General features: G+C 51.0%; 8 protein-coding genes. 1 reads left to right on the top strand and 7 read right to left on the bottom strand.

The features are described from left to right. Positions 1 to 20: 20 nt before the first annotated feature. From P2H89_RS07555 to P2H89_RS07530, 6 genes are all read right to left on the bottom strand, one after another. Complete coding sequence (locus P2H89_RS07555; protein WP_275826001.1) at positions 21 to 1,949, bottom strand: RagB/SusD family nutrient uptake outer membrane protein; 1,929 nt, start codon at positions 1,947 to 1,949, stop codon at positions 21 to 23. Between the two features lie 29 nt (positions 1,950 to 1,978). Then, the gene (locus P2H89_RS07550; protein WP_275826000.1) at positions 1,979 to 5,185 is read right to left on the bottom strand and encodes a TonB-dependent receptor; all 3,207 of its coding nucleotides are present in this window, start codon (positions 5,183 to 5,185) and stop codon (positions 1,979 to 1,981) included. Between the two features lie 342 nt (positions 5,186 to 5,527). Next, positions 5,528 to 7,486: a hypothetical protein gene (locus P2H89_RS07545; RefSeq protein ID WP_275825999.1), complete on the bottom strand. Its 1,959-nt coding sequence runs from the start codon at positions 7,484 to 7,486 to the stop codon at positions 5,528 to 5,530. A 179-nt stretch (positions 7,487 to 7,665) separates the two neighbouring features. Further along, positions 7,666 to 9,252, bottom strand: a complete 1,587-nt coding sequence (locus P2H89_RS07540) for a solute:sodium symporter family transporter (RefSeq protein ID WP_275825998.1) — start codon at positions 9,250 to 9,252, stop codon at positions 7,666 to 7,668. A 26-nt stretch (positions 9,253 to 9,278) separates the two neighbouring features. Then, positions 9,279 to 10,295 (bottom strand): GntR family transcriptional regulator, encoded by a 1,017-nt coding sequence (locus tag P2H89_RS07535; protein WP_275825997.1) that lies wholly within the window; start codon positions 10,293 to 10,295, stop codon positions 9,279 to 9,281. A gap of 144 nt (positions 10,296 to 10,439) precedes the next feature. Further along, entirely contained in the window at positions 10,440 to 12,872 is a 2,433-nt protein-coding gene (locus P2H89_RS07530) for a TonB-dependent receptor (protein ID WP_275825996.1), read from the bottom strand. A 167-nt stretch (positions 12,873 to 13,039) separates the two neighbouring features. On the opposite strand from P2H89_RS07530, the gene P2H89_RS07525 reads away from it, so the two are divergent. Next, positions 13,040 to 13,234, top strand: a complete 195-nt coding sequence (locus tag P2H89_RS07525) for a hypothetical protein (protein WP_275825995.1) — start codon at positions 13,040 to 13,042, stop codon at positions 13,232 to 13,234. 11 nt (positions 13,235 to 13,245) lie between these two features. Here P2H89_RS07525 and P2H89_RS07520 read toward each other — a convergent pair whose 3' ends face one another. After that, entirely contained in the window at positions 13,246 to 13,803 is a 558-nt protein-coding gene (locus P2H89_RS07520; RefSeq protein ID WP_275825994.1) for a hypothetical protein, read from the bottom strand. Positions 13,804 to 13,823 lie beyond the last annotated feature (20 nt).

Here is a 13,823-nt window from a genome sequence, read left to right as displayed (position 1 = left end):
CAATCAGTTAAATAGTTGAATTACCAGCCCGGGTTTTGTACCAGGTTTTCGTTAACGGTCAGGTTCGATTCCCGTATCGGCCACAGGTAATCGCGCGGCACCACAAACTTCATGTTGAAATAAGTAGTGGGCGTATAGAACAGATCCGGACGATCAGCCGTTCCTGAGCGGTCCCAGCCCGTAATATTGCCATTGAGCAATTGACCCGAGAGTTTCCAGCGGCGCAGGTCCCAGAAACGATGCCCTTCAAACGACAGTTCGATATTGCGCTCGTTGCGGATGATGCTGCGCAGGCCTTCCTTGCTGAGGTAATTGCCCGGCTGGTTCGAGAAATTCGTCCAGCTGTTTTGTACCGTCGGCAGCCCGGCTCTTTCGCGGATCAGGTTAAGGTATTTGTACACTTCTTCCGAGGGACCGCTGGCTTCATTGAGCGCTTCCGCATACAACAGGTACAGGTCGGCCAGGCGCATCGTGGGCAGCGGGTAATCTTCGATATGGCTGCTGTTATTGCTTTGGTAGGCAAACTTCCAGTTCACCAGTTTCTTGGGATAGTAAGTGGTGATCGTCACCGCTACACCCGCACCAAACTGGCCAAGACGCAATTGAGCGCTCCAGGTGTTCTCGTCTGTCTTACTCGGACTGTTCTGCATATACCACCTGCCACCATCAAAGCCGAGGTCGGCATAGAAACGGGGCTCGCGGTCGTAGTTGATGCGCGCGGTTTGGTAGCCTTCTACGAAATCGATACGCTCGTCGTGGTTGGCGGTACGCAAACTATTGGCATTGGAGAAGTCGATGGTTTTGTCTTCGCTGATGGGCACCCCGTTCTTGCTGTAGAACTGCCGCACCACCTGCATCGTTGGCCCCAGGGTACCGTAGATGCTCGAGTTACCGCTGTTGTTGGGGTCAATATGCGCCATCGACGAGTATTGCAACTGCCACGTGGATGATTCTGCACTGGCCCATATCCACTCCTGGTTCCATTTTTCACACACCGCATTGCGGATGCTCATTTGCGTAATGGTTTGCGGGGTAAGGTTGAAACCCGTGGTATTGATGAACTTGTACAGGTAGATGCCGGCTTCTTCGCAAGCCTTGATGGCGGCGGCACCCGCAGCAGCGGCACGTTGCCATTTCTCAGCGCTGAAAGTAGTATTCACCAACTGTGTACCCTGCTTGTCTTTGAATGTAGCGTAGTCGTTGTTGCCATTGAACAGCGGACTGGCACCCAGCACCAGCACCTTTGCTTTCATGCTTAAGGCAACGGCCTTGGTAATGCGCCCCAGTTCGGTAGAAGGCGTGAGCAGGCTCACCGGCAGGTCGGCCACTGCATTGTCATACAGGCCAGCGATATAGTTCACCACAGAATCCACCGGTTGGCGGCGAACCTTGGTTTCTTCCAGCGGCGCGTTGATGGGGATGCTCTTATCCATGATGGGGATAGGTCCGTATTGACGCAGCAACAGGAAATGGTAATAAGCTTTCAGGAACTTCACCTCACCCAGCCAGCGCGTGCGTTCGTCGCTTGGCAGGTCGGGTATCTTCTTCACGTCGCCCACATTCTCCAGGAAAGTATTGCAGGTACGGATGGCAGTGAACAGGTTATCGTAACCCACATTCTGTACGCCATCACCATCCCAGATATTGCCATAAGGGCGCACCACGTTCTGGCTGCCGCGGGCAATATTCCAGTTGGTAGCCGTCAAGCTCGCGGGCGGATAAGCCAGCCAGAACTCATCACCAGCCTGGTAGGCCACATTCGCCACCGGGTCGCCATCATTGGGCAGGTACGAGTAGCAGGTAGCCAGGTATTTTTCGGCTTCCGACCGCATGGTGAAAGCATTGTCGAGTGTAGGCACGTTATCGGGCACTACATCGAGAAAGTTCTTTTTGCAGGCTGCTGTCGTTAGCATCATCAGCAGCGCCGGTATATAAAATCGTTTTTTCATTGTTTCTTGTTTAGATGAATCGCAAATCGTTAGAATCCGAAATTGAGACCGAAGTTGTACACGGCTTGTACAGGATAACCCAACCCATTGCCGCCCATTTCAGGATCCCACAGTGTAAACTTGCTGAAGGCAAACAGGTTTTGACCGTTGGCATAAGCCCTGAAGTTCGAGAAGCCAAAACGTTTCAGGAATTTGCTGGGCAGGTTATAACCCAGTTCCACCGTCTTCAGGCGCAGGAAGGCCCCGTTGCGCAGCCACCAGTTGGAGGTTTGCGAGTTGTTGTCGTTGAACCGGGGATCCAGGCGCGGCCAGAAGGCATGGAGGTCCTGGTTCTCTTCGCTCCAATGACTGTTTGCGATCTCCTGCAACAAACCGTTCTGCGATCCGCCATTCTGTACGAAAGGAGAGATATTGTAAGGGTTGATGAAGAACGATACCCTGGCATTACCCTGGAAGAAAGCACTCAGGTCAAAACCCTTATAGCCCATCGAGAATCCAAAACCATACGTGATCTCGGGATTGGTAGGATGACCGATGGGAACATAATCCAGACCCGTGATCACCCCATCGCCATTGATATCCCGGTATTTGATATCGCCGCCTTGCACAGGTTGCGTACCGCCAAAGCTTTGGAAAGGCGATTTGCTGGCCTCCATATCATCTACAAACAAACGCTCGGCGAGCAGACCATAAGGCTGGTTGATCGATTTGCCGATGCGCGACAGGTATTCCAGACCGGCGGGATAATCGGGCTCCTCGTTCAGGATCACCTTGCTGGTAGCATAGGTCATATTACCACGCACCTGCACCCAGAGGTTCTTATTGAAAGTCTTTGAGTAGTCGAGGGCTACATCGATACCGGTACGGGAAGCCTTACCCATATTGGCGCGGATACCGGCTTCCAATCCCATCGTAGTAGGAATAGTGGTACGGTCCATCAGGATATTGTGGCGGGTCGATTTAAAACCGTCAATGGTCAGGTTGATGCCGTTGGCAAAAGACAGGTCAAGTCCATAGTTGGCCATCACGTCTTCTTCCCAGGTAATATCGCTGTTGGCGTAACGGCTGATGGAATAGCCCGGCACATAATAGTTCTGACTGGTACCCCAATGGAAACCACGTCCGTCGTTGTTGGGGTTTACATTCGAGAGGTAGAAGAAGCGGTCGTTCACATTACCGATCTGGTCATTACCCACCAGGCCATACGTGAAGCGGAATTTCATGTTCGACACCACATCTTTCGCAAACTCGAAGAAAGGTTCGTTCGATACCACCCAGCCCAAACCCGCAGAAGGGAAGAAACCGAAGCGGTGGTTGGCGGCAAAACGCTCCGAACCATTGTAGCCGAAGTTGGCTTCGAGTAAGTAACGGCTGTCGTAGCCATAGGTAAAGCGGCCCGATACGCCGAGGTTACGTTGTGGCAGGGAAGACTGCAGGTCGCCCGCATTGGCGCTGAGGAAATTGCGGATCAACCCGATCAGCATACCCGATACCGCGTGCTTATCTTTGAAGGTACGGCTATAGTTGAGCGACATCTGTGCATGCGTAACGGTGTTCACGATCTTGCTGCCGGGCATATAGTTCAGGTACTCGGTGCCCTGCCCTTTGTTGAGCGGGGTGAGTACGGTGAGCTTGCCATTGGGGTCGGGCAACAAGGTATAGTAGAACGGATTGTACCTGCGCGCCACATCGAAGAACGAGTAACGCTGGGTAAAGGCCATCAGGTTGGCAGAGAGACCCGGTGTTACAAAGTTGAAGTTCTGGTTCAGTTCGATCTGTGCGTTCAGGGTAGAAGTATTGTATTGCTGAAAACCGCTCACCATGGTGGCGAAGGGGTTATTGTACAGCGAATTGGTATTACCGATGAAGGCGTTGCCAAACAACGGGTGGTTGCTGAACGGCGCATAGCTCGAAGGGAAATAAGCGGGGAACATCACCGGGTTGCTCCAGATGGCGCTGTTGAAAACCACCTTACCACCGTTCACCCAGTTGCCATCGCCATCGCGGTACCCGATAGGCCCGTTGTAATCATCGAACTGGCCGGAGGTCCTTACGATCGCCTTGGTGCTGGGTGTAATGTTGATAGAGATGTTGGAGCGTACGCTGTAGTTATTAAGCTTGATATTGCTGTTGAAGCTGCTGCCGGGCACGGTGCGCAGAATACCGCGGTCGATATTCCAGGTACCGGCAATATAGTATTGAGCTGTTTTACCACCGCCGGCCACGTTGATGTTTGCCTTCTGGTTCACGGTATAATCCTTGATCAGCTGGTCGATCCAGTTGTTGTTGGGATACTGCAGCGGATCGTCACCGGCTGCCGTATGGTCGATCTTGTTTTGTGAATAGGGCAACACACCCAGCGGATCGCGCGTGAGCACGGACTCGTTGGCAAGTTTCATGTAGGTCACGTTGTCCGCAAACTTGAAGTTGCGCGTGTTGGTCGATACGGGTGCTTCCAGGCGGATATTGAACTTCGCCTTGCCTTCGTGACCGAGCTTGGTGGTAACGAGGATCACGCCATTGGCGCCGCGGGCGCCGTACAGCGAAGCAGCTGCCGCATCTTTCAACACCGAGAAACCCGTAATGTCATCGGGCTGCAGGCGGGCCAGGTCGGTGTTCGACGACTCCATACCATCGATGAGGATGAGCGGGTCGCGTTTACCGGCGCCAAAACTGCCTACACCACGAATGAAGAAGGCGGCATTGTCGGCCCCCGGTTCACCACTCTGCTGGTAAGCGATAACGCCCGAAATGCGGCCGGCCAGCATCGAAGTAAGGTTGCTGGTGGGGCCACGCAGTTCTTTGGGGTTGATGGAGGTGATGGACGACACCAGACTTTGTCTTTTCTGTCGGCCATAAGCCACCACGATCACATCGCCGGTAGTGTCGACTGCCAGGGCAAGTTGTACCCGCACCGGCACGCCTTTGCGGGCCAACACCTCCTTGGTGCGATAGCCAACATAGGAGATCTCGAGGACCGCCTGGGCACCGGAAATGTCGAGGGAGAAACGGCCTTTGTCGTCGGTGCTGGTACCTTGTTTGGTGCCTTTGATCACCACCGAAACGCCTGAAATGGGTTGAAGAGAAGTACTGTCGCTGACGGTACCTGAAATGTCCTGCGCCTGCGAACGGACTGCCGAAAGCAGGAAGAGCAGTAGAAAGACCGGAAGAGCAAATAGGGAATTGCGCGGATGGACACGGGGATGTCCCATACGGCAAGCAGATCTTGTAGTCATAAATTAAGCAATGTTAGTTTTTCCAAATACGTACAGGAGAGCCTTAACGGGTGATCTGTACTATCCTATACTATACTACCACAAATATAGGGTTATTTTTTACCGGCCAAAATATTTCGGGGATTAATATTCCCGGTTTAGTGTCCGTTAACAATTGGGGAGAATAAGCCATGTGAATGATACATAATAGATACAAAGCAGACAGTTTCAACATGGTATTGCTGCCATGCAATCTTAGATTAAGGTGCTGCCGTATTTCGAAACCGGTTTCGCGGATAGGCGTCATCAATGAAGATCGGGATGGATCTAATTCGGCTTTCGATGCTGGACTTCCAAACACTACTACTTTAGCATCGTGACTTTAAAAAGCATCACGTCTGAACCAGGCACTACAATGGATGATTGCGTTTGCAGGTCAAGCTGCTTGCCAGAAAAAAGTTCAGTGAATATAAAAAGTTTGGCGTGCTCGGCCTTTGTGCCGAATAATGTTTCCGCCGGATAAGTTTTAGCTTGCTGGTCGTAGTTGAAAACCGCCATATAATAACGATCGCCTTCCATACTGAGTTTTACAAAAACCTCCGGGGCTTTCTTGCCATCAGCAACCTCTTGTGGCCAAAATGGCCGGCCCTGTTTTATTACCTGCAAAAGGTCTTTGTTTTGAAGCAGTGTTTTGGCCGCCTCCCCCCACTCGCCCGCCACCGAGAAATCGTCGCCGGTGATCAGCGTGCCGGTCACCAAAGCCGAAGCCAGCCTGGCCCGGTTCACACCTGGCCTTTCTTTATTGAATACCACATGATCTGCATCTATATAATCGTATAGCTTTTGTTGCCACCACCCGTAACCTGTACTGTTCATGGTATATTCGGTATTGTCTATAGCACTGAAAGCATCACAGGCAATGCGGCGCATGTTCACATAGCGACCGGTAGCCATGGTAGGCGATATAGCCGCATAGGTGAGCATTTTATTGTCGATGAGTTTGCTGAGGTATTCCATGCCCACTTTATAGGCCTGCATGCCCGTGGTCACTTTGGGGTCATAGAAGCGATCGCTTTCCAGCGCTGCATGGCCCAGAAAATCGATCTTGATCATTTCAAAGCCCAGCTCCTTGAACTTATTGATGTGCAGTGCCATGCGCGCCTGTGTGCCGGGATGCGTTGGGTCAAGGGCCAGCGCACCATCGAGGTCAACCGGTTTTCCCTTTTGTTTTATCCAGGCATCGCCGTAACGATGATTGCTGTTCTCGAACGGTCGATCATATTTACCCCAATCCGCAAAGGGCGCCCAATAGATGCCGGGGATCATGCCCTTGCTCTTACAATAAACGGCAAACTCCTTCAACTGACTCACATCGCCATTTAATCCTCCTTTCACGAGATTATCCCAATACGAATCAAGGTCGATGTATAGGGTATTGTTTTCATTGCGGAAGCCCTTCAGCGAATCATGGAAGTAATCAACAACCTGTTTGGCTTTTTCAAGCGTAAGTTTGGTTTGCATCATACCCCAGCTGTTCCAGCCCATAGGCGTGGCTTTCTTCCTGGGTTCAATAGCAGACGGTTCCATAAGTTTGTTTTCTACAGCATATTCCTCCATGCCTATGCGCCAGTTGGTGTACATGCCTACAAATATTTGTGGCGAGGCACACAGGGTATCGTTAACAGACACTTTTCCATGTGGGATTTTATCATGGGTGGTCACACTATCAACAAATCCGCCGTAAACTTTTATTCCATTTTCGGCCGACACCTGAATGCCTGTTTTCCATAGGGTATGCTCAAGCGAACCAAGTATGCATCCCGTGCCCGTCATCTTATCAAAGACAGCAGTTACTTCACTACTGGTAAAGTTTGCAGCACGAAGTGACTGAACGTCATAGCGAACCCACATATCATTGTCGAACGGAACAGCCAGGGCATAGGGAACCACTTGTATACCAGGAGCGGTTACCTTCCTGGAAGTCAAAGGTGAAATGTAAGCCGATGCCACACCTTTTCCACTCACCTTCAGTTGCGTAAAGAAAAAAGGTTTGAAACGAGAGGTGTTGAATACTTGCTGAAATCGCAGTCCATTTGCTTCCCATTCAATAGTATGCAAACTGTTTACGCCGGGTCTATCAGCTGGAACAACGGAGGAATAATGACGAATGAAATTTCCCGTAGAAAACAAAGAGTCCTTGCCTGCATAAGCAGCATAGGCGTCATAAATAATGGTATCATTACGCCAGGTGACCAAATAACTTCCTTTTTGCAGATCGTACAGGATTTGCCCATCGTTGCCACCAAATGGAATGGTTACCATTTTTTCATTAACTGAATTGATTCCCTTTTTTATTACCGGTGACTGTTCACCTCGTTTAGTCTTTCGTCCGGCTGAACAGGCGAACAATACGAGTGTAAGTAGAACAATTACAATTCGGAAAGCAATACGAAAACGTAACATAGTTAACGGTTTTATTCCTACAGGGTAATTAGCTTCTATTAATCGGCGATCCCCGCTTTCGAGAACAGCAGGAAGGCCCCTGCCATCAACACGATCAGCAGGAAAAAGAAATAATGCCGGTGCCGCCAGGGCTTCAGGTCCACCACAGCCAGGTGCGGCGTGGAATAAGGTTCGTGCCGCGGCATCCAACGGCTGATGCCCAGGATCAGCACAATAGTTACAACGAACAGGATGGCCACCACATGCAGGTAATGCATCGGCACCTCGATGGCAAACTGGCTCAGCGTATAGGTCACGATAAAGAAAACCAAGCCGATCAGCGCCGCTTTCTCCGACACACGCTTCGTCAGGAAACCCACGATCATCACCGTAAACACCGGCACACTGAAGAAGCTCGATATCTTTTGTATATAGTGATAGAATCCTCCGTCGAAATAGAAGATAAAGGGCGAAAAGCACATGGCCACCGCACAAATGCTGATCTGGAAAATACGCGCCGCCTTCACCAGCTCACGATCCTTCGCTTCCTTGCGCCAGGGTTTGTACAGGTTCATGATGAACAACGTACCCGAACTATTGAGGCCCGCATTGAAAGTGCTGATGGCCGCGCCGAAAATAATGGCGGCAATAAAGCCTGTCATCACCGGCGGCAACACATCGCCCACCAGCCGCGGAAACACCGTTGCCGTATTCGTAATATTGGGATAGAGATGAACCGCGATCAGTCCCGGCACATTCAGCAACAAAGGCGAGATCAGTTTGCCAACAGCTGCCAGCGACATACCTTTCTGTCCCTGCGACAAACTCTTAGCCGCCAGCGCCTGTTGCATAATGTATTGTTCCATGCCCCAGTAGTACAGGTTGATGAGGAACATACCGGTAAACAACGTGCTGAAGGGTATCGGGTCTTGTGCACTGCCAATCGCATTTAAGTGTTCTTTCTTAGAACCCAGTATGGTTTGAATGCCATGCACCGCATCACCCCCGCCCAGGTAGCGCAGGCTGTACCAGATCAACGCAATGCCGCCTGCCAGGAGTCCGGCACCCTGTACCAGGTCCGACACGGTAATGGCCTTAAACCCGCCGATCACTGTATAACAACAACCTATTACGCCCACCATTACCACCAGCAGCCAGATGGCCGGGAAATAAGGAATGCCCAATGCTTCATCGATGTGGAAGATGCCGTTAAGCGCCACCGCGCTGCCGTATAAGATCGTGGGTATAAGTGTAACCAGGTAGCTAATGAGAAAGATGAGCGAAACCAGCTTCTTCAACCGCGGACCAAATCGATGCCCCAGATAATCGGGCGTTGTCACCGCGCCCATCTTCAGGTAGATGGGTAAAAAGAATTCCGCCACTACCAGCATGGCGAGTATGGAGCTCATGCCCCAGGCCATGACGGTCATATCGTTCACATACACAAACTCATTTTCGCCCACAAACTGGTTGCAGCTCAGGTTGGTGAGGAAGAGCGAGAACCCCACCATCCAAAAGCCCAGCGTCCGGTTGCCCATGAAATAGGCAGCCGTCGTGTTCAATCGTATCTTCCTCGCCTTGAGGAAGGAGATCGAAGCCACCAGGGCCAGGAACAGCCAAAAGCAGATAAATCCTGTCAGGTTCATGGAGTATCGGGTAGATGGGAAACGGGTTACAAAGACTTACGCCGGATGAGCACCATCGGCAATATCTCCTGTATCTGTTCACGCTTCAGCACAAAAGCGGCGGCCCGCTCTGCCATGCGTTTAAAGTCGGCCGTGTAGGTAGTGATGCCATCGAAAATGAGTTCTTTCACCACCTCATCGTTGTGCGACAGGATGCCTACATCTTTACCGGGTTTCAGCTTCATCACTTTACAATCCTTCAGCATACTCCACAGCTCGGTATTGTTGATGGTAAAATGCACCATGCCTCTCTTGAGCGTACCGGGCAGGTATTCGTCGAGGATCTCGTGTTTGATCTTATAATCCTTCACAAAGGACTTGAACGCCTGCAATATTTCGATGGGCGTATCGGCATTCGGCCGGTGGTAATAGATCATGCCGTCGTACTGCTTGATGGTATCACTCAGTTCGCAGAAAACGCGGTACGAAGTGTCTTTAAACTCCTGCGCGATATAAGAGAACTCGCCCGACAGCTTTTCGTAGCGGTCGATCATCAGGAACGAATCCATCGGCAGGGTATCGAGAATAGAAGCGGTCTTTTTATGAGGAATGGGCGCCACCACATACATGCCATAGCGGCCCCGGATCGTTTGCACAATGCTCTCCAGCACGTTGATATTGTTGTGGTGGAAGAAAACATCGATGTGCACCCCCGCGCCAAGGCGCGAGCGGAAGGTCTTGTAAAAGGTTTCCTGGAAGGCGTCGAAGGCAAAAAGTACCAGCGCCACCCGCAGGTGCTGGTTCACATTGTTATTGGAAACAAAGAACCCTACCCGGTTCTTCGACTCCACAATGCCCCTTTTTACGAGGTCCTTGTAAGCCTTGGCGATGGTTTCGCGGGCAAAGCCAAATTCATTGATGAGGTTATTGACCGAAGGCAGGGGATCGCCTTGCGACAGGGATTTGTTCTGAATGGCGCCAAGAATGCCATTAACGAGCTGTTCGTGTTTGGAGAGGCTGCTTACCCCTTCCATCTCATAGATCTGCTTATATACATCATCCATATGGCATCGTTTGTAGTGAGCTCGCGGTGGCTATACCACCGTCGATGAAGGCAAATCTATCCTATTCTATACTACTCTGCAAATTTTTGTGCAAAAAAGAAAGGCCCCCGTTGCCGGAGGCCTTTCCTCTATAGATTGGTTGGGTTAGAACTTATACGCCATGCTCACCACAAAATTGCGGGGCCTTTGCGGATTCACCGACCAGTAACCAATGTAATAGGTTTCATTGCCCACATTGTTTACGTTCAGCGAAACACGCACATGGTTGGAGTTGTAAAACACACTCGCATTGATCAATGTATAGCTGGGCAGGTCGAAGATACCGGTCTCGGCATTGTCGATCACCCGGTACTCGCTCGCATAGTTCCCACCTACGCCCACGCCAAAATTCTTGAGCAGCCGCTCGGGAAACTTATAGGTAGCCCACAGGTTGGCAAGGTTCTGCGGACCCTGACCACCAGGCGCACGACCTGGCTGACCATAAAAATCCAACGGCGCACCCTCGATGATCTTCGTATGGTTATAGCTATAGCCGGCAATGAGGCTGAGGCCGGGGGCCGGGTTAGCCTTCAGGTCAAATTCAAAACCCTTGCTGCCTACTTTGCCACCCTGCGTTACGCTGTTGGGGTTGCTGGCGTCGGGCATCACGCGGTTAGAAACCTTCACATCGTAATAAGAAACGGTAGCGCTCAGTTTACCGGCCAGCAGGTTGGTCTTCACACCAAACTCTTTTTGGTCGGCATGCTCAGGCTTAAAGGATTTTACATGCGTATTGGAACCGTCCGGGTCCGACACCTGCTGCGGCGCCACATTGATGAACGCATTCATATAGTTCGCGAAGATCGACACCTTATCCTGGATGGGCTGGTAGATCAATCCGAACTTGGGCGAAACGGTAAACTGATCATAGTCGTCGTCTTTCGTACCACGCTGTCCTTTGCTGTCGAAATAATCGGCACGCAGGCTCACCATGGCCATCACACCCGGAATAATGTTTACTACATCCGACACATAAGCACTGTAAGAATAGTTGCTGATATTGCTGCTCGCGGGTTGGGTAGAAGCCAGCAGGTTACCGATGGCTTCTTTGGTAAGATAAACAGGGGCTTGCTCATCGCCGGTGAACGGATCCTTGTAGTTCACATCGCCCTGTGGTGTTACATTACGCGCCCAGGCCCAGCCCGACCCGTTGTCAACGATATTCCGGTTGTAATAATCGAAACCGATCAGCAAACGGTTCCGCATCTTGCCGATATGGAAATCACCATTGAAGTTTTGCTGGATATCGGTGGTGTTAAGCGTTTGCTGCTCCTTGTGGAAATACTGGCTGAACCAGTTGTCGCCCGCCACATCGTCCCAGATATAGGTATAAATGCCGTTCGATTTTACGGTACCGCGGGAGAACACCGTCTGCGATGTCCATTTGTCCGACAGCTTATAGGTCATCTGGCTCTGCAGGTTGAACCGGGGATTCTTGATCGTAAGATCATTGCTGGTAAAGGACAGCTCGTTGTTGAGGTTCAGCTCTCCAATATTCTTGAAGTCGAGGGGTGATGAGCGGTCCGAGTGGAAGAACACCGGCGCAACGGCCCTTTCCTCATCGAGGAACTCGGTCACCAGCAGAAAGCTCAGGCGGTCGTTCACTTCATAGGCAACAGAAGGTGCAAGGAAGAAAGACTTCTTGAAACCGGCGTCCTGGAAACTGTTCTCGCTATGGTAAGCCGTGTTCACGCGCAGCGCGATCTTTTCCTGTTGGCTCAACGGCGTGTTGAAATCGGCGGTTACGCGGTTCAGTCCGAAGCTGCCAAAATTATAAGCCACTTCTCCGCCAGTAGTGAAGTAGGGTTTCTTGGTGATGGTGTTGATCATACCACCATAAGCGTAAAAGCTGCCGCCGAACAAAGTGCCCGAAGGTCCCTTCAGTACTTGTATCTCTTCGATATTGGCGGGATCGAGGTTGCCGCTCACGAGACCGGGCAATCCGTTTACGAGCGTTGGTTGTGCTTCAAAACCACGCAAGGCGAAATAAGCAGCGCCGTCCCCTGCCCTGCCGGTCGACTCCCAGGTGCGGGAAATACCAGGCACGTTGCGCAGTGCCTCATCATAATTGGTGATGGCCTGTTGTTTCAAAATTTCGGACGAAACGGTGCTGTACACCTGCGGGTTCTCGAGGTTCTTCAGCGGCATTTTGGCTACCGTCCTGGTTTCCTTGTTGAGGTTGCGGGTGGTAACAACTACTTCTGCCAGCTGACTGGCGTTTTCTTTGAGGGTGAAATGAATGGTCACCGACTCACCGGCAGCCACTGTAATGGACTTTTCCTGGGTGATGGTGCCAATGGCCGTAGCCTTGAGGGTATAAGTGCCGGGTTTAACGTTCTTCAAAAGGTATTCGCCTTGCTCATTGGCGGTAGTGGCCCATTTGGTACGTTCGATACGCAGGGTAACGAGTGCGGCTGGTTTACCATCGCTGGTGGTAACGGTGCCCTGAACCGTGGCGTTTTTAGATTGATTATCCTGTGCCTGCAGAAAACTTACCAGGCAGCTAAGAATTGCGATCAGTGAAAGGTGTTTTGTCATGACCATCATTACAGTTAGTAAATAGAATTGTGGTGCAAAATTCCTGTAATGAGATCGGGATGAAGGACTCGATCGGAAAATTCGTTTACTAAATGAGGAAAAACAGGTCGTTAGGTGCCGTGCAGCCCCCGGGCACGTGAATTGCGATGGATATGACAAAAGTTGATATGGAAAAACGGATCTTGGGCATCCTGTTCACCCTGCTGGGCGCCGTGGGACTTATCATGGCGGCTGTAAACTTCATCAACGGCGGTGAAGGCACCCGCAACGTGAAGAGCATCGTCATTTATGCGGTACTGGGCGCCATCTTTTTCTTTACGGGCATGGGATTGATCAGGAACACAAAGGATAAACCATCCTGAGGCGCTCCTCCTTATAATTTTGCCACGAGCTTCAAAGCCTTTAGGTCGTACAGGAAGATCTCATTCTTATCTGTACGATCCCACTTCTTATTGTTATTGGAGTCTACATGTCCCGTCACGACGATCACCCCCGTTTGACGGTTGATGGCGTAACTGCTTACAAAGTAATTGTCGGGCGTTATCTTGATCTGCTCCTTCCCGTCGGTAGAAAGCACCATGATCTGCTCGGGATCGTAGTAGTCGATCGATTTATCATTGTTGAGGTTCACCATCCTGCCCGAAACAACCACGCGGTTGATCTGCAGGGTGTCGAGTTTGATCTGCTCTATCTTTTCTATATAGGAATCCGGCGGAATATTGACCTGTAGGTTTTCGCCCGTTTTGGTGTTGATGAACAACAAATATTCTCCTTCACTACGCACCTTCGTGCGCTGCTGCACCGCAGCAAGTACATACTCGGTGCCGGTCATCTCGATCAATCTTCTGTAGGCAACATATTCGGTCAGTTTATCCTGGCCAATCACGCTGTAGCTAATGAGGGCAAAGCAAAGCGATAGTATCGTTCTCATGACAGGAGGTTTGGTGAATA

Origin of the sequence: Paraflavitalea sp. CAU 1676 (assembly GCF_029223285.1) — a bacterium.
Classification (GTDB): Bacteria; Bacteroidota; Bacteroidia; order Chitinophagales; family Chitinophagaceae; genus Paraflavitalea.
The sequence above is the reverse complement of the archived record's forward strand: the minus strand, read 5'-3'. Positions and strand labels throughout refer to the sequence as shown.

Excerpts from the sequence above, each read along its gene's own strand:
- P2H89_RS07530 (WP_275825996.1), bottom strand. The coding sequence starts at position 12,872 with ATGACAAAACACCTTTCACTGATCGCAATTCTTAGCTGCCTGGTAAGT.
- P2H89_RS07555 (WP_275826001.1), bottom strand. The coding sequence starts at position 1,949 with ATGAAAAAACGATTTTATATACCGGCGCTGCTGATGATGCTAACGACA.
- P2H89_RS07540 (WP_275825998.1), bottom strand. The coding sequence starts at position 9,252 with ATGAACCTGACAGGATTTATCTGCTTTTGGCTGTTCCTGGCCCTGGTG.
- P2H89_RS07545 (WP_275825999.1), bottom strand. The coding sequence starts at position 7,486 with ATGGTAACCATTCCATTTGGTGGCAACGATGGGCAAATCCTGTACGAT.
- P2H89_RS07525 (WP_275825995.1), top strand. The coding sequence starts at position 13,040 with ATGGAAAAACGGATCTTGGGCATCCTGTTCACCCTGCTGGGCGCCGTG.
- P2H89_RS07550 (WP_275826000.1), bottom strand. The coding sequence starts at position 5,185 with ATGACTACAAGATCTGCTTGCCGTATGGGACATCCCCGTGTCCATCCG.
- P2H89_RS07535 (WP_275825997.1), bottom strand. The coding sequence starts at position 10,295 with ATGGATGATGTATATAAGCAGATCTATGAGATGGAAGGGGTAAGCAGC.
- P2H89_RS07520 (WP_275825994.1), bottom strand. The coding sequence starts at position 13,803 with ATGAGAACGATACTATCGCTTTGCTTTGCCCTCATTAGCTACAGCGTG.